Source organism: Amycolatopsis ultiminotia (assembly GCF_039536925.1).
Lineage (GTDB): Bacteria > Actinomycetota > Actinomycetes > Mycobacteriales > Pseudonocardiaceae > Amycolatopsis > Amycolatopsis ultiminotia.
Genome location: NZ_BAAAZN010000007.1, coordinates 335,187 through 355,113, shown reverse-complemented (window position 1 = coordinate 355,113; position 19,927 = coordinate 335,187). Strand labels below are relative to the sequence as shown.

At 64.8% G+C, this 19,927-nt stretch carries 22 protein-coding genes and 4 pseudogenes; 14 read left to right on the top strand and 12 right to left on the bottom strand.

Going from position 1 to position 19,927, the window contains the following annotated elements:
- Positions 1-18 precede the first annotated feature (18 nt).
- The 7 genes from ABD793_RS18945 to ABD793_RS18915 all read right to left on the bottom strand — a co-directional run bounded on the left by ABD793_RS18945 (position 19) and on the right by ABD793_RS18915 (position 6,928).
- A complete protein-coding gene (locus tag ABD793_RS18945; RefSeq protein ID WP_344861673.1) occupies positions 19-978 on the bottom strand; it encodes an amidohydrolase family protein in 960 nt (319 codons plus the stop codon).
- A complete protein-coding gene (locus ABD793_RS18940) occupies positions 975-1,565 on the bottom strand; it encodes an NADPH-dependent FMN reductase (RefSeq protein ID WP_344861670.1) in 591 nt (196 codons plus the stop codon). Before ABD793_RS18940 ends, ABD793_RS18945 begins: the two co-directional genes overlap by 4 nt.
- Positions 1,562-2,485 carry a fumarylacetoacetate hydrolase family protein gene (locus ABD793_RS18935; RefSeq protein ID WP_344861668.1) on the bottom strand — a complete coding sequence of 308 codons (924 nt, stop codon included), beginning with the start codon at positions 2,483-2,485 and terminating at the stop codon, positions 1,562-1,564. Before ABD793_RS18935 ends, ABD793_RS18940 begins: the two co-directional genes overlap by 4 nt.
- A gap of 65 nt (positions 2,486-2,550) precedes the next feature.
- Positions 2,551-3,054, bottom strand: coding sequence for an HIT family protein (locus ABD793_RS18930; RefSeq protein WP_344861666.1), 504 nt, complete (start codon positions 3,052-3,054; stop codon positions 2,551-2,553).
- A complete protein-coding gene (locus tag ABD793_RS18925; protein WP_344861664.1) occupies positions 3,051-3,614 on the bottom strand; it encodes a VOC family protein in 564 nt (187 codons plus the stop codon). Before ABD793_RS18925 ends, ABD793_RS18930 begins: the two co-directional genes overlap by 4 nt.
- A gap of 147 nt (positions 3,615-3,761) precedes the next feature.
- Positions 3,762-6,122: a transketolase-like TK C-terminal-containing protein gene (locus ABD793_RS18920; protein ID WP_344861662.1), complete on the bottom strand. Its 2,361-nt coding sequence runs from the start codon at positions 6,120-6,122 to the stop codon at positions 3,762-3,764.
- Between the two features lie 587 nt (positions 6,123-6,709).
- Entirely contained in the window at positions 6,710-6,928 is a 219-nt protein-coding gene (locus tag ABD793_RS18915) for a hypothetical protein (protein WP_344861660.1), read from the bottom strand.
- A 377-nt stretch (positions 6,929-7,305) separates the two neighbouring features.
- Here ABD793_RS18915 and ABD793_RS42740 point away from each other — a divergent pair.
- A pseudogene (locus ABD793_RS42740) lies at positions 7,306-8,121 on the top strand (ATP-binding cassette domain-containing protein); the annotation flags it as partial.
- A gap of 42 nt (positions 8,122-8,163) precedes the next feature.
- Here ABD793_RS42740 and ABD793_RS18910 read toward each other — a convergent pair.
- The gene (locus tag ABD793_RS18910) at positions 8,164-8,415 is read right to left on the bottom strand and encodes a hypothetical protein (protein ID WP_344861658.1); all 252 of its coding nucleotides are present in this window, start codon (positions 8,413-8,415) and stop codon (positions 8,164-8,166) included.
- Between the two features lie 109 nt (positions 8,416-8,524).
- Between ABD793_RS18910 and ABD793_RS18905 the strand changes: the two are divergent.
- From ABD793_RS18905 to ABD793_RS18860, 11 genes and pseudogenes are all read left to right on the top strand, one after another.
- Positions 8,525-9,787, top strand: a pseudogene (locus ABD793_RS18905) (ABC transporter permease); the annotation flags it as partial.
- Between the two features lie 25 nt (positions 9,788-9,812).
- Entirely contained in the window at positions 9,813-10,286 is a 474-nt protein-coding gene (locus ABD793_RS18900; RefSeq protein ID WP_344861655.1) for an ABC transporter permease subunit, read from the top strand.
- A gap of 156 nt (positions 10,287-10,442) precedes the next feature.
- Positions 10,443-11,132: a GntR family transcriptional regulator gene (locus tag ABD793_RS18895; protein ID WP_344861653.1), complete on the top strand. Its 690-nt coding sequence runs from the start codon at positions 10,443-10,445 to the stop codon at positions 11,130-11,132.
- Positions 11,133-11,234: 102 nt separating this feature from the next.
- Complete coding sequence (locus tag ABD793_RS18890; protein ID WP_344861651.1) at positions 11,235-11,801, top strand: VOC family protein; 567 nt, start codon at positions 11,235-11,237, stop codon at positions 11,799-11,801.
- Positions 11,798-12,295: a VOC family protein gene (locus ABD793_RS18885; protein ID WP_344861649.1), complete on the top strand. Its 498-nt coding sequence runs from the start codon at positions 11,798-11,800 to the stop codon at positions 12,293-12,295. The genes ABD793_RS18890 and ABD793_RS18885 overlap by 4 nt, the downstream gene beginning before the upstream one ends.
- 11 nt (positions 12,296-12,306) lie before the next feature.
- Positions 12,307-13,524 (top strand): serine hydrolase domain-containing protein, encoded by a 1,218-nt coding sequence (locus tag ABD793_RS18880; protein ID WP_344861647.1) that lies wholly within the window; start codon positions 12,307-12,309, stop codon positions 13,522-13,524.
- 163 nt (positions 13,525-13,687) lie between these two features.
- Positions 13,688-14,206 carry a hypothetical protein gene (locus tag ABD793_RS18875; protein ID WP_344861645.1) on the top strand — a complete coding sequence of 173 codons (519 nt, stop codon included), beginning with the start codon at positions 13,688-13,690 and terminating at the stop codon, positions 14,204-14,206.
- 9 nt (positions 14,207-14,215) lie between these two features.
- Complete coding sequence (locus ABD793_RS42735) at positions 14,216-14,776, top strand: SDR family NAD(P)-dependent oxidoreductase (RefSeq protein ID WP_425548718.1); 561 nt, start codon at positions 14,216-14,218, stop codon at positions 14,774-14,776.
- Positions 14,777-14,822: 46 nt separating this feature from the next.
- A pseudogene (locus ABD793_RS18870) lies at positions 14,823-15,568 on the top strand (transposase family protein).
- Positions 15,569-15,741: 173 nt separating this feature from the next.
- A complete protein-coding gene (locus ABD793_RS18865) occupies positions 15,742-16,026 on the top strand; it encodes a hypothetical protein (protein WP_344861642.1) in 285 nt (94 codons plus the stop codon).
- A 60-nt stretch (positions 16,027-16,086) separates the two neighbouring features.
- Positions 16,087-16,977: a helix-turn-helix domain-containing protein gene (locus ABD793_RS18860; RefSeq protein WP_344861640.1), complete on the top strand. Its 891-nt coding sequence runs from the start codon at positions 16,087-16,089 to the stop codon at positions 16,975-16,977.
- 160 nt (positions 16,978-17,137) lie between these two features.
- Here the strand turns inward: ABD793_RS18860 and ABD793_RS18855 are convergent, their stop codons facing one another.
- The 4 genes and pseudogenes from ABD793_RS18855 to ABD793_RS42725 form a co-directional block, all read right to left on the bottom strand.
- Complete coding sequence (locus ABD793_RS18855) at positions 17,138-17,908, bottom strand: ESX secretion-associated protein EspG (RefSeq protein ID WP_344861638.1); 771 nt, start codon at positions 17,906-17,908, stop codon at positions 17,138-17,140.
- Between the two features lie 11 nt (positions 17,909-17,919).
- Positions 17,920-18,090: a hypothetical protein gene (locus tag ABD793_RS18850; protein WP_344861636.1), complete on the bottom strand. Its 171-nt coding sequence runs from the start codon at positions 18,088-18,090 to the stop codon at positions 17,920-17,922.
- Between the two features lie 224 nt (positions 18,091-18,314).
- A pseudogene (locus ABD793_RS42730) lies at positions 18,315-18,560 on the bottom strand (transposase); the annotation flags it as partial.
- A 147-nt stretch (positions 18,561-18,707) separates the two neighbouring features.
- Positions 18,708-19,310: a caspase family protein gene (locus ABD793_RS42725; RefSeq protein WP_425548723.1), complete on the bottom strand. Its 603-nt coding sequence runs from the start codon at positions 19,308-19,310 to the stop codon at positions 18,708-18,710.
- Positions 19,311-19,479: 169 nt separating this feature from the next.
- Between ABD793_RS42725 and ABD793_RS18835 the strand changes: the two genes are divergently transcribed.
- Complete coding sequence (locus ABD793_RS18835) at positions 19,480-19,692, top strand: hypothetical protein (RefSeq protein WP_344861630.1); 213 nt, start codon at positions 19,480-19,482, stop codon at positions 19,690-19,692.
- An 8-nt stretch (positions 19,693-19,700) separates the two neighbouring features.
- Entirely contained in the window at positions 19,701-19,859 is a 159-nt protein-coding gene (locus tag ABD793_RS18830) for a hypothetical protein (protein ID WP_344861628.1), read from the top strand.
- Positions 19,860-19,927 lie beyond the last annotated feature (68 nt).

Here is a 19,927-nt window from a genome sequence, read left to right as displayed (position 1 = left end):
GGGAGAGTCCAGTCTCGGTCATGACAGCCGAAGCAGTCGGGCGGCGTTGGCATAGGCGATCTTGTTGCGGTCAGGCTCGCTGATCGGCGCGTCGCGCAGGAACTCGACGGCAGGTCCTGTGTCACTGAACGGGTAGTCGACGGAGAACAACATCCGGTCTGCACCGAACACTTGGACCGTGCACAGCAGTGGGGGAGTCGTGGTGTAGCCGCACGTCGTGATGTGGACGTGGCTCGTGACCGTGTTAGCCAATTGGCCCGGCCGCCAGCCGAGCACCGGCCCGATCATGGTGTCGGCGCGGGCGAGCGAGAATGGGAGGTTCTCGCCCATGTGGCCAACGATGAGCTGCAAGTCAGGGTGTCGTGTGAAGACTCCGGTCGTTGCCATGCGGAGCACGTGCATGCCGCATTCGGCGTGCCATCCCCATCCAGAGCCGGCCAGCACCGCGCCAAGGTCGGGATCCAAATCACCGAAGTATGCCGTCTGAACTGTTTTCGGCGGTAGTGATGGGTGCAGGTAGATCGGGACGCCTAGGACTTCGGCGGCCGCCAGCACCGGTTCGACCGAGGTGTCGTCGAGGAACGTTCCGTTGGTTTGGCCGTGAATCATGGCGCCGACGTGGCCGTCGTCTCGAACCGCTCGTTCGAACTCGCGCGCCGCCGCTACCGGGTCGGACATTGGCAGCGTCGCGAAGGCGCGGTAGCGGTCCGGGTGGCGGCTTGTGGCTGCGGTGAGGGCGTCGTTGAGGGCGCGGCAGTGGCGGACCGCCTCGTCCGCGGGAAGGGCTTGGAGCACGCCGCCGACGCCCGCGGACAGCACCTGCATGTCAATCCCGTGAGCGTCCATGATCTTGAGCCGGTGGCCGTCGAGGTCGTCGAGGTCGTCGACGAATCGGGCGGCGCGGCGGCCGAGGTCGAGGCCGGCGGCGTCGATGACTGACCGAGGGAAGGCGTGTTCTTCTAGGGCGATGAGCTTCATCCGGTCACCGCCGTGTTCGGAGCGAGGGCTGGACGCATTTTGTCTGTGACCCGGGCAAGCTCGTCGAGCATCGCGCTGGCTGCGAGGTCACGCTCGGCGTCGGGCTTGACGTTGCCGTGCTCGTCGAGCCGGCTGGCAGCGAACGGGATGTTGACGGCCTCGAACACCGGGATCATGCGCAGGGTGGTGACGACTTGCTTCAGCTGCTGTATGGCTCGGGTGCCGGCCCCGATGCCGCCGTAACTGAGGAAGCCCACTGGTTTGTCGGCCCACTCGCGGTTGAGGTAGTCGATCGCGTTCTTCAGCGCGGCGCTGTAGCCGTAGTTGTATTCCGGCGTCACCATGACGAATGCGTCGGCTGCCGCGACGGCGTCGCTCCAGGCGCGAGTGTGGGCGTGCTCGTACAGGCCGGTTTTGGGGTGCGCTCGCTCGTTGTGGAAGGGCAGATTGATCTCGGCCAAGTCGTGCACGACCACTTCGAAGCCGCCGTGCGCTCGGGCCCGGTCGGCGAACCAGCGAGCGAAGGCGGGTCCGATTCGGCCTGGCCGGACGCTGCCGACGATGACCGCTAGCTGTTTGTCAGTCACCGCGCACCGACCGTCGCCGCATCGTCGGCATTCTCGGTCGAGTTGGAAGCGTCGATGAAATCTTGTTCGATTTCACCGACGCCTTCGATCCAGCTGCGCAGGCGTTCGCCGGGGCGGAGAAAACGCTGCGGGCTGCAGCCAAGGCCGACGCCGGCGGGCGTGCCGGTGAAGATGAGGTCGCCCGGGTACAGCGTCAAGATTGAAGATAGCTCAGAGATCAGCCTGGCGACCGGAAAGATCAGGTTGCCAGTCCGGTTGTCCTGCACCGTATCGCCGTCGATAGCGCAGCCAAGAGCGAGGTCGTCACGGGAGCAACCGTTGGCTTCGAGTTCATCGACCGTGATAACCCACGGCCCGGTCGGGCCAAACCCGCGATGGGACTTGGCTAACCCGAACTGGGGCGCGACGCCCTGCATCTGACCAATACGTTCGGACAGGTCTTGACCGACGGTCAACCCTGCGACGTAGTCCCATGCGTCGGCTTCGGCGACGCGTCGAGTAGTAGTCCCAATGACGACGACAAGTTCCACCTCCCAGTCGGTATGTCCGGCCGCAGGCAAGTCGACCGTGACGTAAGGGCCGGAGATGCTGCTCGCGAATTTCGCGAAGACGGGCGGGAGGCCGTCGTTGGTTCCGAGGCCGGATTCTGCTGCGTGGTCGGCGTAGTTGAGACCGATGCCGAGGGCCTGTCGCGGCGCGGGGGAGGGGGCGCCAAGTCGGCTCCGGTCGATCGTCTCGCCGGCACCAGATGGTTCGAAGGTGTCGGCCCAGGTGCGAAACGCTTCCCAGCGTTCGTATACCCACGGAAGGTCCGGACCGAACTGACCGTCCGAAGCCTTGGCGATGTCGTAGGCGGCGGGGCCGCCGTCTTGACCGCCGATGCACAGCACGGCACGGCCGTTCAGGTTGGCCAGACGCATTTGGAAGCTCCTTCTGATCGTTGAGTGGCAGCACTCGGGCCGGCTCGCGGGCGGCCCGGCCGGGGTCAGGCTGAAGCAGCGGTCTTCGTTCGTTGTTCGCGCGCCGCAGCTAGTCGGGCGTACGCCCGCCTGACGGTGGGTACCAGCGCGAGGGCGGCGTCGCGGTCTTTCCCATCGGCAAGCGCGCCGACGATGAAACCTCCGCGGGACGTGGGGAGGACGTCGGCGCCACGGGCGGTGATGAGTGCGTGGTAGTGGCGGTAGCTCTCGCCGAAGGACATGAAGTAGACGGCTTCGGCGCCGGTCGCTTCGCGGACGGCCTCAGTGAGGTCCTGCGCTCGAGGGGCCAGCGTGTGCAGTTCGTCGTCGTCGAGTCCGCTGATCAGTTCGGCGTGCCGGCGTGCTCTGAGGAAGAACCAGCCGGGCACTTCATACCCGGGTACGACCTCGGCAGCCCACAGTGGGTCGGAAAACACTCTCGCGTCGGCCGGTGCTTCATCGAGACTGCAGATGAGGCAGCCGGTGACGTCGATCGATGGCGCCGGCCCGGTAGTTGCCTGTGTGCTCATCCGAGGAGCACGTCCAGGGGGTCGGGCAGACCCTGCGCGATGGCCCAGGACCGGTCCGTCAGCTTCTCCAGCGGTACGCCCGCCTGGCGCTCTTCGAGGAGCTTCTTCGGGTCGAATGCCGGGCCGACCGAATCACCGGCGTATTCGGGCTCGTTCATGTACGCGGTGGCCTCGTCCGGGGTGGCGAAGTTGTCGATCTGCATCTCGACGAAGTGCCCGTCCGGGTCGCGGTAGTACATGGAAGTGGTGACGCCGTGGGCGATGCACACTGCGGGTTCGATCTTCTTCGCCTTGAGGGTGGTGTAGCGGTCGAGAAGGTCGTCGATGTTGTCGAAGGTGTACGCGGTGTGGTGCATCGACGCGGTCGCCGGCGGCTGCGGCACGGTTTCGATCGGCGGGTGGAGCAGGGCTACTCGGTGGTGCTCGTCGTCGAAGGTGATGAAGGTCAGGCCTTCATCACCGTAGACGACGTGGCCGTCGAGTACGTCGCAGTACCAGTCCGACATCGCTTTGCCTTGGCTGGTACGGAACACGACGTGGGCGAGCTTCGGAGCGGGCATGTTTCCTCCTCGGATTGTTGGCCGGATCGTGGTGTCGGTTTCGGGCGATGGATCGATCGAGCGGGCTGTGGTGCCGAATCCCCGTTTCTGAGTGGTGTCTGTCATGGTCTGTGTGCTGCGGGACGCTGGCTACGGGTTCCGGTGTGCCTAGTCCAATAGGTCGAGCGCCGCGCCGACGATCGAACTGGTGTCGATCCCGTGGTAGCGGGACACGCTGTCCAGGTCGCCAGACTGGCCGAATCCGCTTACGCCGAGGTGTGTCGCTGGCACGTTGTTCACCGTCGCGAGGAAGGCAAGCGTGTGCGGGTGTCCGTCAAGGACGGTCACCATCGGCCGGGCTCGGTCGGCTGGCAGTATCGAGGTCAAGATCCATTCGGCTGCCTCGGAGACGCCACGGCGTGCCTGCAGACCGCGGAAGAGAAGGTCCGGGCGCGTGACGCAAACGACGTCGGCGAGGTACCCGAGCGATTCGAGGCGTTCGGCTGCCTCGACCGCTTGCGGGGTCATTGCGCCGACGACACAGATCGTCACTGCTGGTGAGGTGGCGCGGCGCAATAGGTAGCCGCCCGCGACTGCGTGGCGTCGGCGGCGCTCTCGGGCATCAGGCTCGTCAGGTATGTTGGCAGGGCTTTGATCGATCGGGCGGGTAGACAGCCTCAGGTAGGCCGACGTACCTCCTGGGCGGCCGAGTTTGGCGATGCTTTCCAGCAGCATCCACCCGGTGTCGAGGGCGGAGGCTGGTTCGCAGGTGACGCAGCCTGGTTGTTCCAGGCCAATGGAGGGTGTCTTGATGGATTGGTGTGCGCCGCCTTCGGGCGCGAGGGATACCCCGGACGGAGTGCCGACCAGAATCGACTGCCCTCCTGCGTACGTGCCGAACGACCATGGTTCGAGCGCTCGTTCCACGAACGGGTCGTAGACCACGCCGATGGGAAGCAGCGGTTGACCCCACCGGCTCCAGGTAGTCCCCAGTTCGCCGAGGGCGCCGACGAGGTTCGTTTCGGCGATGCCGAGTTCGATGTGTCGACCTGAGGACTGTTCGCGCCGGTGAAGGAAGGTTTCTCCGTAGTCTGAGAACCAGTCGTCGCGTGCCACAGCGGACCAGACGCCGACTTTGTTGACCCCGCCGGCGAGGTTGGTACTGGAGGTGACGTCGGGGCTGAGGGCGACGTTGCGCTCGCCGACGGCCGGAACGGCGCGGTTCAGGTCGAGCAAAGTGCGCCCGAGGGCTGCTTGCGTGCTGCCTATTCCGGTTGGCGTACGTCCGAGGTCAGTGGGCACCGGAGGCGGCGTGACCGACTCGGTCGGTTGGCGGCGCAGGCGCTCGTGCGTGAGCTGGCACCATCGCGCTTCCGCGGAATCCGGCGAAAACGTTGCCCAAGGGTCGTCGACTGAGGTCCCGACGCGGTCGGCGAGGAGGGAAAGTTGGTCCGGGCTGAGGAGGGCCGAGTGGTTTTGCGGATGTTCTTCGGTAGCGAGCCCGTAGCCTTTCACGGGGTAGGCGAAGATCACCGGCGGGCGGGTGTCGTCGATGCCGGCGAAAGCGTCGGCTAGGGCGCGGTGATCGTGACCGCCGAGGTTCCGGACTGCACTGAGCAGCGTCTTATCGTCGAGCGTGTCGAGCAACGCACTGATACTTGCGGCGTCACGGCCCTGGCCAGGCAGGCGCGCGCGTAGTTGCCCGGCGTCGCAGCGGAGCAACCGCTGATATTCCGGGTTAGACATCGTGTCGATGCGGTCGCGCAGCTCCGCACCTCCATTGCGGGTGGACAGCTCTTGCAGCACTGCGCCGTACTTGACTGAGATGACCCGCCAACCAGCGGCGGTAAACATGCCTTGCAGCCGGTTCGCGCCGATGTCTGGAACCACGCGGTCGAGGGATTGTCGGTTCAGGTCAACGATCCAGACCACCTCGCCGAACTCGGTCACCATCGGGTCGAGGATGGCTTCCGAACAGGCCCCTTCGTCCAACTCGGCGTCACCCAGGAGCGAGTACTGCCGCCCGGTGCCCGCCCAGGGAGCAGAAGTGGTCTGCGCGAAGTGGGTGTCGACGTAGCGGCGCGCGAGCGCACCCCAGATTGGGGCGGTGGCCCCAATACCAACTGACCCTGTCGAGCAACCCACAGGATCGGGGTCTTTCGTGCGGCTTGGGTAGGACTGCAACCCGGCGAACTGCCGCAATGTAGGCAGGTAACTCTGGTCCAGCTCGCCCAAGAGATAGTTGATGGCGTGCAGCACCGGCGACGCGTGCGGTTTGACCGACACGCGGTCGTCCGGCTGCAGCTGGCTAAACCAGAGGGAGGTCATGACCGTGACCATCGAGGCGCTGGGGGCCTGGTGGCCACCGACCTTGAGCCCCGTCGGGTTGGGTCGGGCGTGGTTGGCGTGATCGACGATCGCCGTCGCCAGCCAGAGAACCCGGGCTTCGATTGCCGCGAATACCTCGTCGGATAACCCGTCCGTCGCTGCAGGAAGTTCCAGCCCTGTCGATGCTGTGGTCGGTGTCATGGTGCTCCTTAGTGTTATCACATATCAAAGCTGATCTGCGGATGCTTCGCAAGGTCCATCCGCTTGCCGGGAGTGGTTAGTCGGCTGGATGCCACAGCTTCGTGAAGCGAGACTGGTAATCCGGGTAGCCGGTCCACCCATCGCTTTGCGCCGAGGCGGTGAGGTTGTCCTTCGTGAGAAGCTGCGTCGGACCGGACCCTTGCGTTTCAAGGGCAGTCGGTTCTTGTCCAAGGATGAGACGGGCAGCGGCGTCCATGATTGCCCAGTTCACGACCGAGATGTCGAGCCAGCCCGCCGCTAATTTGTCCGTCTTTGATGTACTGCAGCTGCTGGGGTGATGGGGCGTATCCCATGGTGGTGATGCCGTGAATCCCGGCCGGACTCAACGCCGTGGGCAGTCCAGCAGCGATCTCGTCGGTGAGGAACACCGCGGTGTTCGTGTTGGGGTGTGACTGCAGATCACTCACGACGGTGTCAGGGGGCTGTCGTGCCCAGAGTGGCGATGTTGATCGCCACGTCACGGGTACACGACGAGCAGTTCATTCGCATCTCGCTGTCGAAGACGTCCTGCATGGCCTTGGAGAATCTCATGCCGGGATGCTGTAGAAGACGGCGTTTGCCTTCGCTCCTTTGTTCACGATCACCCAGTCGGTCATCAAGCGGCAGGCCTGGGCGAATGCGTCAGCGCCGCGATAGTTGAAGCTGACACCGAAGGGTTTGGTGTCGGTTGCGGTGGCACCAGAGACGACCTTGATACCGGCATTGGCGAGTGAGTTCAGCGTGCTGCCGAAGAACGACAGCGGCACGCCGCCGACGATGACTGCTGCGGGCTTCCTCGCTAGGACTGTCTGCGCTGCCTGCTGCGCTTGAGACGCAGTCGTACCAGCCTTCACGGAGAAGAACCCGGCGCCCATGGCGTTGGCGGCCGTTTGGGGCCGACTGAAGACCAATAGTGCTTGTTGGGGTATTTGGTGCGATATAGGCGATTGTCGTTCCGGCCGGGAGTGGCTTGCTAAGCGGTTGGTCGGCTGGAAACGGGCTCGGCTTGTCCAGGTATGGCGCGATCGCGGCCCTGGCTGCGGTCAGGTTCACGCCCTGCTCGTTCGACTTCCCTGGCGAGTTGGTGCCGCTCGCGCCCTTGGTGCCGTCACCTGATGAGCTGCATGCCGACACGGCAGCTCAGATGAGGACCACGCTCAGCGCTGCGATGGCGAGCCGCCGCCGCGTTCGGGGTCGGGGGTGTCGGACACGGTCTATGGGGTTGGGGGCCGTCGGTCATGGGATGTCTCTTCGTCGAGGGGCGCTGGATGCAGCCGCGTCGCCGAAGTATGGTCGTTATCACATATCTTTGCTAGCGTGGTCGTGGTCACATCGTTGGAAACGGTCTCGCAATCTGCGGGTCTCAGACCTCCACCGAAAGGCTGCCGACGTGGCGTGTGCTCACCTGATCCCTCCGGCAGCGGACAGCCTCGTCTGGGTGCCACGAGGTGGTGCTTCGACGGCAGCCGGCGTCGCCTCGGACCCGCGGAATGCGAGCACCTTGCTCCGCGTGCGGGGACTGTCCAAGTCGTTTCCGGGGTTGACGGCTCTCGACGGCATTGACCTAGACGTTCGAAGTGGCGAGATCGTCGCGATCGTTGGCCATAACGGATCGGGGAAGTCGATGCTGGTCAAGATTCTGGCCGGGGTGTACGAGCCGGACGAGGGGGCAACGATCGAACTCGGCTGCGCGTCCGCTGGAGCGGGCGTGCCTAGTCCTCAGGTCGAGTTACCTTTCATTCATCAAGACCTTGGCGTCGTCAATCTGCTCAACACGGTGGAGAACCTGTCTCTCACTCCGGGCGGGCGGGCACGCGCCGGGCGCGATCTGGCTCCGGTGCCGCCCAGCGCGGGGCGACGCCACGCGGCGGAGCTCATCGCCCGATTTGGCGGACAGTTTGACCCCACAGTGCCGCTAGGGCAGCTTTTGGCCGCTGAGCGAGCCATCGTCGCGATTGCGCGTGCGTTGGACGGTTGGCAGCGACCCGACAACGTTCTCGTTCTAGATGAACCGACTACGGCGTTTCAGGAGAACGAGGTCGAAACGTTGTTCAAAGCTGCGCGTGCGGTTGCTGGTGCGGGCGCCGGCGTGGTGTTCATCTCCCACCGCATCGATGAGGTGCTCAGTTTGAGTGACCGTGTCGTCGCCCTTCGCGATGGCCGAGTAGTGGCCGACGAGCCCACTGATCGCTTGGACCACGACTCGCTGGTGCGGCTGATCGCTGGCCGTGCGGTCGCCGATACGGACGTGCACAGTCCGGCGAGTTCTTCGGGGCCAGTGCTCGCGGTCAGCAGTTTGTGCGGTCCGCGCGTTCGAGACCTCGATCTAACGTTGCGTCCCGGCGAGATAGTGGGTGTGAGCGGTGTGCTTGGTTCCGGCCGGGAAGAGGTTGCGTCTCTCACTTTCGGTGCGACCTGCCGTACGCGGGGCAGCGTCCACGTCGCCGGAGAGTCGATCAAAGCGAACAGTGTTCCGGCGGCGGTTCGGTCGCCTCGATGCCCGGGCGGAGCGGGACGAGACCCGCCGGTGGGCCGACGCCGCTGCCATGCGACCACCGGACCCCGAACAGCCGCTGAAACTGCTGAGTGGTGGCAATCAGCAGAAGGTGCTGCTGGCCCGGTGGTGGCTTCGCACTCGGCCTCGCGTTCTCCTGCTGGACGAGCCGACCCAGGGAGTGGACGTCGGCGCGAAAGCAACGATTTACGACTTGATCGTCGACGCGGCGCGGGCGGGTGCAGCGGTGCTCGTGTGTTCCTCGGACACGAAAGAGCTGGTGTCGCTGTGTGATCGCCCTTGCTCTCGACGCTGGTCGCGTAAGCGGCGAACTCTCTCGTGCCGCGCTGACCGAGGAGCGGCTAGCCCGTGCGGAGCTTGGGCTCGAACCGGTCACGGCAGTGGCCGGACAAGTGAGCGGAAGGCAGGAACAGGCGTGACTTGCGCGACTGAACATCACGGCCGCCCCGGTCAAGGAGACTATGTGGATCAGCCGATCGTTTCGTCGACGACGCAGGCCGCAGGTGCCGGGCCGCCAGCGGGCTTCGACCCAGCTGCGACAACCACCGACACGGTTGAGTTAACTACGACGAGCTTCTGGCAGCCGCCGTCGCAGCGAACGAAACTGCTGCGCAGCCTGTCGTTCCGTAACGTCAGCGCGGTCTATCTGTTCGTAGTCATGCTCGTCCTGTTCGCGTTGTCGGTTCCTGAAACCTTTCTGACCTCAGGCGTGTGGCGGGCACTCGTGTCCGGGCAGTCCATCACGTGCTTGGTCGCGGTAGGCCTGGTCCCGGCACTAGCAGCAGGAGTGTTCGATCTTGCGGCAGGCGGCGAGGTCGGGCTAGGTGCGATCGTGGTGGCCTGGTTGCTGGTGTCGGGCGACTTGTCGCCGGTGTTCGCCATCGTCGTGACGCTGCTAGCCGGCGCCCTGGTGGGCGTGCTGAATTGGTTCCTGATCGTCCGGCTGCGTATTCAATCGTTCATTGCAACCCTTGGCGTCAGCTCGATACTCCTTGCTGCGATCGAATGGGTCTCGCACGACCAGCAAATCTTGGCTCTGCCGTCATCATTCAACAAGCTGGGCTCGGGTCAGTTCCTAGGGCTGCAGATCCCGGTGTTCGTGCTGGCAGGAGTAGCCGTCGTCGTCTGGGTACGCCATGGAGCGCACGTCTGCCGGGCGCCGCGTATATGCGACGGGAGCCGACATCGAGGCTGCGAGGTTGGCTGGCGTGCGGACCTCCCTGGTCATTCTGCTCAGCGCAGTGGCATGCACGGTCATCGCCGCCATGGCTGGCGTGCTCAACAGTGCTCAGTTGTCCACCGGTGATCCCACGATCGGCCCGGGTTGCGCGCTGCCTGCGATCTCGGCGGCGCTGTTCGGGTCGACACAATTCCGGGACGGGCGCATGAACGTGTGGGGCACTGTGGCCGCGTCGTATGTGTTGGCAACGGGGGTCAAGGGGTTGCAGCTTGCTGGGTTGCCCAACTGGATCCCGGATCTCTTCAACGGCGTTGCATTGCTCGTCGCGGTAGCGCTGGCCCAGTTTCAACGATCCCCTACCAGTAGGTTCGCTGCGATCCGGCGCACGCTCGGGCTGCGTCGCGAGAACGCAGAGGGCGCCGCGACCTGAGCCGTCACGCCTTCGTCGCGCGGATGCTGCCGATTTGGGGCAGGCCCGCGGTTCGGCGGGGCGACCCGCGCGGTTTGAGCGAGTGTGCTTTTTGATAACCTCAACAAGGTGAGTGGCCAGTGCCACGAACTTTCCCGTCCAGCTTGAGGAGCTAGGGTGCGCCCCATCGAAGCCCGTTCGGTATCTACCCAGGTCGTCGAGGAGCTGCGTCGGAACATTCTGTCCGGCGCGCTGGAGCCGGGAGAGGGCCTCGCACTGCGCAAGATCGCGGACCAACTAGGCGTCAGCTTCATACCCGTGAGAGACGCCTTGAAGGTTCTCGAATCCGAAGGATTAGTGGTCAACCCCCCAGGACGCGGCGCGACCGTGGCCCCTCTGGATCTCGATGAGTTCCACTCTATCTACCGGGTGCGTCGCATGCTCGAGCCTGACCTCGCGCGACGTTCGGTGTCCTCCCTCAATAAGCGCGAACTCGACCGCTTGCACCAGGTCGCAGCTGAGCTGGGACGCGCCGAACGAAGCATGGATGACATCTATGATGACCACCGAGCTTTTCACCTCGCCCTGATCGCCCCGGCCGCTTCTGTCTGGGACACCCGCATTCTCAGGCTGTTATGGCGGGCTAGCGAACGGTACATACGTATCGGGTTCAGGCGTCTTGACCCCGATCCGCAGGAGCACGACAGGCGGCGGGAAGCGCACCAGCTGCTCGTGGAGGAGTTCCGCAAGGGCGATCCTGCAGCTGCGGCTAGTGCGCTCGACGTGCACCTGGCAAACAACGAATGCATGGCTCACAACGCGCTGTGGGGCCCGCGCACGGGTATGCGCACCGCCGAGCTGCGCTGAATGCCCGGCGGCGCGCTACACCGCTTACACCGAACCGTTATCAAATATCATGCCCGGTCACCGGGCGCAGAAGGCGACTAGCAGCGAGAAGAGGAGCACGACATGACGGACTCTGGCACCGAAGCCAGCATCAGTCAGCCCACGCTCGTGGCGTACGGGCTGCATCATCATGGCGTTACGGTCACCGACTTGGACCGCAGCGTGCGCTTCTACCAAGAAGCATTCGGCGCAAAGGTCGAGTTCATCGTAGATTTCGGAGGCGAGGGGCCGTCCAGGATCGTGCGCGTGCCGGGCGCGCAGATGCGTGTCGCGTCGATGCTGTTGCCACACGGAATGCTGGAGCTCGTTCAGTACCTCGCTCCGGAAGGGCGTCCCTACGACCGCACGGCGGCCGACGTCGGAACAAGTCACCTTTGTCTCGAAGTCGAGGACATCGAGCGTGCGTACCAGTGGATGCAAGAACTGGGCGTCGACTGCCGTTACCCACCGCAACACGTATACGAAGGACCCCGCGCAGGGCTCAGCTTCTTCTACCTGCACGACCCGGACGGACTGCCAATCGAACTGCTGCAGTACCACAAACCCGGACATCCGCAGTCAATAGCCGCCTGCTCGACATCTGACGCCGGCGCAACGGCAGCCGAGACGGTGCAGGACGGTCAGGCGTGAGCGGCGACGCCGGCGCAGTGAAGGCGCGCGCTGTCTTTCAGGTCGGCTACGTCGTGCCGGACCTCGAAGCCGCTCGGGACTACCTCGAAACCACCTTCGGCATCGGTCCGTGGCTGACCATTGACAAGCCAGCAATCGACGAGCGCAGATACCGAGGTACGCTTACGCCGCAAGCTTACGAAGCGGTCGCGTTCGCGTTCGTCGGCGACTTGCAGATCGAACTCATGCAACCGGTCGTGGGTCCAAGCGCGTTCGAGGAGTTCCTGAATGGCAATCCGAACGGCGGTTTCCACCGGCTTGCAATGCTCGTCGACGACTACGACTCGGCGGTCAAAGCCATGGGCGGGCAGGAGCGGGTAAAGCAGAGCGGTCGCGTGAACGACTTCCGGTTTGCGTTCTTCGAAGCTCCCCCGCTTGGCGGTATGGTCGAAATCGTGCAACTCGACGACGATGCACGACAGATGCTCGCCAACTTCCGTAACGCGAATCAATGACAAGTACGAGCATGGCCGAGATCGAACCGTCTGCCGCTGGCTTCGACGCAACACGCTTGAAGCGCCTAGACCGCTACCTCGACGGCTGCGTCGAGCGTGACCTGAACAAGGGCTCGATCGTGATGGTCGCCCGACACGGAAAGCTCGTCCACGTTTCCCGGCGCGGTCTCCGCGACGCGGAAGCGCGGCTGCCCGTCGAGATGGACACCATCTGGCGGCTGTACTCGATGACGAAGCCGGTCACCTCGGTCGCGTTGCTTACCTTATGGGAGGAGGGTCTGCTCTCGCTGTCGGACCCCGTCGAGGAGTACATACCGTCCTTCGCGAACATGACGATCCTCGGTGCCGACAGTCCGCCGGACAGCAGAGTTCCGGCGACGGAACCGATCCGCATCTCGCATCTGCTCACGCACACGGCGGGCCTCACGGTAACCGGCATGGCCGACAACGCAGTCGACGCCGCCTACCGCCGAGCAGGGATCGCGGCGCTGGCGCAGCCCGAGGACTACACGCTCGCCGAACTGTGTGAACGACTGGCGGCGTTGCCGCTGCTGTTCGAGCCCGGGTCCGCCTACAACTACTCGCATGCCACCGACGTCCTGGGGCGCGTCATCGAGGTCGTCAGCGGGACATCGCTGGACCAGTTCATGCAGCAACGTATCTTCGACCCACTGCGCATGCCCGATACGGGATTCCGAATTCCAGAGCGAGACCGACTGTCGGCGCTGTATCTCCGGAAGGCGACGACCGGCGATACGCTGCGCCTCCCCGACTTCGAGGAGCCGGCCGGCGAGTTGCCCACGCTCGTCGCCGGCGGTCACGGGCTGATGTCAACGGCCCCGGACTACTATCGATTCGCGCAAATGCTGGCTCATGGCGGTGAACTGGACGGCCAACGGGTGCTCTCGCCGCGCACCGTCGCTTCAATCGCCGCGAATCACTTGCCCGGCGGCGCCTTACTTTCCGAGTTCACCCACCCGCCGACCCGTACCGGGGCTCACCTCCAAGGACGCGGGTTCGGTTTCGGCGTGACACCGCTGCTGGATCCGGTAGGAATCAACTCGCTGTCCAGCCTCGGCGAATACGGCTGGGGCGGTGCCGCCGGTACGAACTTCTGGATCGACCCACAGGCGGACCTGGTCGTGCTGTTCATGATGCACGTAATCCCGCCGCCGGAGGCGTTGTGGGTGGCACTCCGCAATCTGGTGTACCAAGCGTTGGTCGAGTGACGTCGATGCTTCAACGCGACAAACGTCTGCGCCCTCTCCCTACAGTCCAAACGGAAGGTTCGCGCCGACGGGCACCACCACGATTCTCGCTTCTCGCCGAAGCCGCAGGGCCTCAGACGCTGCAAAACGACTCGCACCCGGGATCCGCACACGGAGCACGAATATGATTTCAGAGCTCTCCATCGAGGAGATGGAGGAGTTATTGAGGCAACATGCCATCTGCGAAATGACAGGTGACGTCGACGCGACGATGGCTACCTTGACATCCTCGCCCCACTACGAGTTTGCGGCAGCGGGGTTGGTGGCGGAGGGATTCGATGCCGTTCGCGAGCATTACCGCAGAGCGTTAGGCTCCGGCAGCGCCACCGGCGTCGCCTCGAAAAGACGCAGTCATGGTGCGGGACCAAACACTCTGTTCCGGGAGGCATGGGTCTCGTTCGACCTTCCCGGAGGCGAGCGAGTCACTGGACAGTACCTCGCGGTGTACGAGTTCGATCCCGGGTCCAAAAAGATCAAGAGTCGCCGGCTCTTCACCGACCGAGTGTTCGACCAATTCATGGACGCCAACTTGGGCAGCGACTTCAGGGAGGTTCCTGGAGTAGTGGAGTTGAAGGCGGTCACCTCGCCTGTAAGCAGGGAAGAGATGACCGTGGAGTTTCCCGCCGAGACAGCCAGCCCGTAGTTCTCGGCCGTGGCTGACGCACGCTTCAGGGCCAGGGCGGCAGCTCCGTGCATCTCGCGACGCGCACTATCGAACGTCGGCAACGCCGTCCGACTGGCTCAGGAAGGCGCAGACGTTATTGCGATCGACATATCGGCGCAGTCGAAAGAGCTGGAAGACACCGCGCGGCCCGTACGTGCAACTGGGCAGCGGATAGTTGCAGAGCTATCCGACATCCGGGACATAGAAGCTATGAGCGCGATCGTGCGCACTGGCGTCGCGCAACTCGGCCATCTGGACGTCGTGTGCGCCAACGCTGGAATCACCGGCACTGCACAGCGCCAGTCGACAGATCTCGCGACACGGCTACGAACCTTCCGGGAGGTGGTGGACATCAACCTTACTGGCACGTTCTGCACGATCGAAGTGTCGAAACCATGGCTGCTTGCGTCGAACCGAGGCGGCTCTGTCATCATCAATTTTCTAGCAGGGCTGCGGGCCGGGCGGCGGCTACACGGAGTCCAAGCACGGACTGTTCGGGCTAAGGGATGTCTCGTAACCCGGTGTCGGGCTGGCGGGGCTGGTAGTTGATCATGTTGGTGTGGTGCAGGTGATCACAGCGTCGAGGCCGGAGTGAATTGCCCCGTTCACCGGGCTCGAACTGGGCCAGTTCCGCAAGCTGGTGCGGCTGGTCGCCAAACGGGGCGGAGACGAGATCGCCGACGGCCGCCCGGGCCGGCAGTGGGCGTTGCCGCTGGCAGACCGGGTGCTGCTGGTAGCGACCTATTGGCGGACGAACCTCACGATGCGCCAGATCGGACCGCTGTCCGGGGTGTCGCATTCGGCGGCGCACCGGGTGATCGACACGATCGGGCCGCTGCTGGCCCTGGCGCCGGTCCGGAAACGGCGGGTGGACGCGATGGCGATCGTGGACGGCACCCTGGTCCCGACGCGGGATCACCGGCTGGCGACACCGTCGAAGAACTACCGCTACTCCACGAATGTGCAGGTCGCCATCGACGCCGAGACCCGGCTGGTGATCGCCATCGGTGACCCGCAGCCGGGCAGCCGCAACGACTGCACCGTCTACCGCGACTCCGGCCTCGCGGGAAACTCGCCGATCGGCCGGTCATGGCCGATGGCGGCGATCAAGGCAATCCCGAGGTCGTCATGCCGTATCGCACACCGCGAGACGGCAGTGAGTTGCCGGAATGGAAAGACGACCTCAACGCCACCCACCGCAAGGTCCGCGCTCGCGTCGAGCATGTTCTGTCCCGGATGAAGAACTTCAAGATCCTTCGCGACGATCGCCGCGCCGCCAGCACCCTCGCCGACACGGTGTCCGGCATCGCGAACCTGCACAACATCCTCCTCGACAGCTGACCGCAACACCAGCCCACCAACCACAACGCCAGTTACGAGACACCCCTTAGTTCACGCGTGGTCCATCCGGCACACGATGGTCACTGGTTGTGTTTGTCTTGGTCACTCTTCGGAAGATTGTCGGTAGGTGTAAACGGGACGCAGTTGCTGACCTCGCTGAGCGCAGGGGTGCGATGACTGCGCTGATCTACGTCGATCCGGTGTCGGTACGGCCCGTGGTTGACGGTGTTTGGCACTTGACATGGCTGTCGGCGGTCCCGACGCCGGGTGAGGAAGTCAGGATGCTGTGCGGCGAGGCGGCGGAAGCTGCGTTCGTGCCGCTGCGTGAGCGGACTGCGCAGGGCGCACTGACGCAGTGTCCGTACTGCGATCTGGAGTATCGCCGCAGTCACGGCTACGAGATCTTGCCGAACCATCCGGGTCTGCGTCCGCGAGTGCGTCAGGGGAGGTCGTGGTGAGCTGGTGGATCGGCGACGACGGTGTCGTGGTTTACGACGGCAACAGCCAGACTGGCGATGATGAGCAGCACAGCCGTGATGAATGACGGGGCGCGAGACGTGCGTAGTGAGAAGACGGGGCCATCGCGGAATCTGTTGCTGAGCATCGCGCTTCGCGCAGCTCGGGAGGAAGCACGGTTCGGGCTTCGGGAGCTGGGGCGGCGGGTTGGGGTGAATCCGGCCCTGCTGTCGAACTGGGAACTCGGACAGCGCACACCTCGTGTGGAGGACGTGGCCGGAATCCTGGGCGCGCTCGGTGTCGTCGGCGAGCAGAAGCGGCGGATTATGCATCTGGTGCGCACCACGGGCGCGGGCATGGTCGTCCTCGGCGATCAAAGCACCCGGGATCATCTGGCGGCTCTTGGTGATTGTGCGGCGTTGGCCAGGTCGATCAGCGTGTGGCATCCCTTGCTGATACCCGATGTCCTGCAGATTCCGGACTACTCCAAAGCGGTTCTCGTGGCCCAGGGTTTCAGCAACAAGGAGGCCTATCAGCTGGCGACGATCCGCGCGGAGAGCGGCAATCTCATCATCGGCCCCGGCGCGAAACCGATCACGGCGTTCATCGGGACCGCTGCGCTGACCGAACCCGTGGGCACGCCCGAGATCATGGGTCGCCAGCTCGGGTTCCTCGACAACGTCGTGGCGACCTCGCGCGAGGTCGTTGTGCGGATCGTGCCGGAGAACACAGGCTGGCACCCGGGTCTGTCCGGCCCTTTTACCCTGTTCGCCACGCCCCCGGCGGCCGTTGCGCATTTTTCCCACCACCGGGCTGGATCGTTTGTCCCTGATGACGGCGGCGAATACCGCGGCATCGTCGAACGACTCGAGAAGGTGGCCAAGACGCCGCTCGAATCCGCCATGCTCATTGAGGATCTCGCCGCCACATTTGCTCCGGACGGACACGGGTAGGTGTCCCGGCCGGTACTGCTGCACACGACCGCAGGACGGTCGGGCACGAGCCGCCGCGAGTCTTGGTCGTTCCGCCGTCGCGGACCCCTCTGCGACAGTCCAGACGGGCGTCCGGGCAGTCCGGCAGGCGCGGTTTCCGCGCCTGCCGGAACTGGTGGCGCTATCCGAGTGCGTCGAAGGTGAGAGTGAGTGCGTCCACGAGGTGGGCTCGGTGACCGGGGTAGAGGTTGATTTGCGGCTCGCCGTCCGAGCCGCCGTTGACGAAACTCAGCACCCGCCCATGACGCGCCAGATCGATCGCGGACAGCGGTGTGGAGCGCGTGCGGTGTCCGTGGTCGTGGCGAGTCGCGGCGTAGAGCTGGTGGATCGCGTCCCGGTCGGCTCGCATCAGGCGACGCAGTTCGTCGGCCTGCTCGGAGATCTCGGTGAGCGGGTCGTCGGCGCGGTAGTCACGACCGGCGTCGTCGTAGTGGGCTTGTGGCACGCGCAACGGTGTGATCCGGGCCGCGGGCCTGGTCGGAAGTGCGTCCACCAGGCTCCCGACCAGGTCACGCGGCCGGATCGGGTCGAGTTGGATGACCTGGTGGTCGGTGATCAGCCGCACGCCATCCCGTCCGTGCTCGGCGGTCAGGATCGCGGCGGCGGGCCCGTCCTCGCGGCGGAGGTTGCTCCAGGAGTACACCTCGCGCCGAGCCGTGGCGAGTACCGCGAGCGTGGCCTGATACTCGGGAATGAGCGCGCCGCCGGAGTCGGCCAGGCCGAGGTGGGCAAGCAGTTCGAGCGCACGCCGCCGCAATGCGGCGGTGGCTTCGTCGGTCCGGTAGGTCTGATCCGGGTCGACGACGACGGGGAGTTCGCTGAGCCCGGCCAGCTCCCAGGACACGAGGAACACGGGCCGGGGCATCCGCACCGGCTTGTCGATGATGGTCATCGCGGTGTACCTCAGCCGCCGATGGTCGGCGGCGTCGGCGGTAGTCCGGTTCGGGGATCCAGCAGCCTGCCACCGTCGTCGTCGGTCAGGCTGAACGCGGAATCGTCGTCCACCCCGTACTTGCGCTGGTGGTTCTTGTCGTCCTCGCCCTTGCCCTTGCCCTTGCCGCCGGCGGCGCCCATACCGCCCATCCCGGAACCGCCCCGCGCACCAGCCGCCCCGCGCCCGGCCGAGCCCGCAGACCCGCCTTCCTCACCGGCACCACTACCCCCGGCGCCAGGGCCCGGACCGCCCGGCCGTGCGCTGCCGCCCAGACCACGTCTGACAAAGCCTTGGTCCAGGTGATCACGGCGTGGAGGAGTACGGCGGAGCGGTAGACGATGGCCGGCTTGTCGAAGCGGGTGGCCAAGCCACGCCATTGTTTGAGCAGTTTGAAGCCGCGCTCGACGACGTTGCGGCTGCGGTAGTCGAGGACATCGAACGCTGGTGGGCGGCCGCCGCGTGAACCCCGGCGTGTGCGGTGCCCGACCTGATCGGCAGGTTCGGGGATGACGGCGGTGATGCCGCGGGTGCGCAGGTGCCCGCGGATCGCTCGCGAGGAGTAGGCCTTGTCGCCGCGGACACGGTCGGGACGAGTACGTGCCCGACCCACGCCCAGCCCGACGGATCCGCAGGTGCCGCATCAGGTGCGTCGTCGGCCTGCCCGGGACCGACCAACGTCACCAGTGGTCGGCCGTTCCCATCGACGAGATGGTGGACCTTCGTGCTCCAGCCGCCGCGCGAGCGGCCGATCGCATGATCAGGCGGCTCGGCGAGCAGATCCGTGTAGTTCGACCCAGCCCCCTGTGACACGCCTGATGGTGGTGGCGTGCTGATGCGCCCGCGCGATCGTGGAATCCACCGACACCGCCCAATCCACCCTCCCGGCCGCACCCGCAGCGGTCAGCAGCCGCTGCAACACGGTGTCCCACGTGCCGTCACCGGCCATGCGACGGTGCCAGGTCCAGATACGGTCCGCGTGGACCTGGTCGTCGGCTTTGGGGCGGGCGTTGGCCAGAAATGCACCTGCGTAGCAGCAGTCGAGGAGTACCACGATGCGACGGCACCTGCTGGCATCCATCTGCTGGCGAACCCAATCCCCGTCGATCGCGGTAGAGGGGAACCATCGTGCGTCGGAATTCCGCATGACGAAGTGCAGGTGGCCGTCGTCGTCCTTGACTCCATGGCCAGAAATGTACGGAAGACTGACATCGTCGGGGGCGGATTCCGCGAAGAATCTGTTGATCGCGATACGAACTTCGTAAGTGTCTTTGTTGTGAAGTGAGGAAACCTTGTAATCACCGACCTGCGGATCTTCTTGAATGGACTCAAGAGCGTCAGCGTCCGCCTTCGGGGATTCCAGCTGGCAGAAGGTTCCATCGGTGTAGGAATCGGTCGTGACGATGAGTGCAAACCTTCCCCCACTGTTCGTCCATCCTTCCGGTTTGACTCCGGTCGATGGCGGTCATCGTACAAGAACTATGATCACGCCTTGTGGCATCCTGGGTGTTCTTGGCCGGAAAGGTGTGCGCATGCGGGCAACGATGGTGGCGAGCGTCGATGGCAGCGACCTCGAGGAACTTGAACGACTGACCGGTGCTCTCCGTTGCGAATTCTTGGCCGCCGACTTTGACGCTCAGTTGGCGCGCGAGGGCCAAGCGCCCGCCGGTGCCAAAGGTGAGCCACGACTGTCGGAAGCATCGTCGTTTCGCTGGCCGGTTCAGCTGTTCTCAGCACTGCGCTGAAGGAGATCATGCAGCTCGTCAAAGCGTGGATCGCGCGTGGGCGCGGACGGCGGGTCAGCGTGACCATCGGAAATCATGTCCTTGAACTCTCGGACGTCGGGCCGGATCAGCAACGGGTCATCGTCGAGGAGTTCTTCGCGACGGTCCATCAGGACGGAACAAACTGACGGATGCATGTGCCGCGTGAATGTCGCAGCGCGGCTATTTTCCGGTGAGATGGAGTACCCGCCTGTAC

What these genes read in the sequence shown, in the direction of transcription:
- ABD793_RS18945 (WP_344861673.1), bottom strand. Translation starts at nt 978, where the DNA reads ATGAAGCTCATCGCCCTAGAAGAACACGCCTTCCCTCGGTCAGTCATC.
- ABD793_RS18935 (WP_344861668.1), bottom strand. Translation starts at nt 2,485, where the DNA reads ATGCGTCTGGCCAACCTGAACGGCCGTGCCGTGCTGTGCATCGGCGGT.
- ABD793_RS18930 (WP_344861666.1), bottom strand. Translation starts at nt 3,054, where the DNA reads ATGAGCACACAGGCAACTACCGGGCCGGCGCCATCGATCGACGTCACC.
- ABD793_RS18925 (WP_344861664.1), bottom strand. Translation starts at nt 3,614, where the DNA reads ATGCCCGCTCCGAAGCTCGCCCACGTCGTGTTCCGTACCAGCCAAGGC.
- ABD793_RS18920 (WP_344861662.1), bottom strand. Translation starts at nt 6,122, where the DNA reads ATGACACCGACCACAGCATCGACAGGGCTGGAACTTCCTGCAGCGACG.
- ABD793_RS18900 (WP_344861655.1), top strand. Translation starts at nt 9,813, where the DNA reads ATGGAGCGCACGTCTGCCGGGCGCCGCGTATATGCGACGGGAGCCGAC.
- ABD793_RS18890 (WP_344861651.1), top strand. Translation starts at nt 11,235, where the DNA reads ATGACGGACTCTGGCACCGAAGCCAGCATCAGTCAGCCCACGCTCGTG.
- ABD793_RS18880 (WP_344861647.1), top strand. Translation starts at nt 12,307, where the DNA reads ATGGCCGAGATCGAACCGTCTGCCGCTGGCTTCGACGCAACACGCTTG.
- ABD793_RS18875 (WP_344861645.1), top strand. Translation starts at nt 13,688, where the DNA reads ATGATTTCAGAGCTCTCCATCGAGGAGATGGAGGAGTTATTGAGGCAA.
- ABD793_RS18865 (WP_344861642.1), top strand. Translation starts at nt 15,742, where the DNA reads ATGACTGCGCTGATCTACGTCGATCCGGTGTCGGTACGGCCCGTGGTT.
- ABD793_RS18860 (WP_344861640.1), top strand. Translation starts at nt 16,087, where the DNA reads ATGAGCAGCACAGCCGTGATGAATGACGGGGCGCGAGACGTGCGTAGT.
- ABD793_RS18855 (WP_344861638.1), bottom strand. Translation starts at nt 17,908, where the DNA reads ATGACCATCATCGACAAGCCGGTGCGGATGCCCCGGCCCGTGTTCCTC.
- ABD793_RS18850 (WP_344861636.1), bottom strand. Translation starts at nt 18,090, where the DNA reads ATGGGCGCCGCCGGCGGCAAGGGCAAGGGCAAGGGCGAGGACGACAAG.
- ABD793_RS18835 (WP_344861630.1), top strand. Translation starts at nt 19,480, where the DNA reads ATGCGGGCAACGATGGTGGCGAGCGTCGATGGCAGCGACCTCGAGGAA.
- ABD793_RS18830 (WP_344861628.1), top strand. Translation starts at nt 19,701, where the DNA reads ATGCAGCTCGTCAAAGCGTGGATCGCGCGTGGGCGCGGACGGCGGGTC.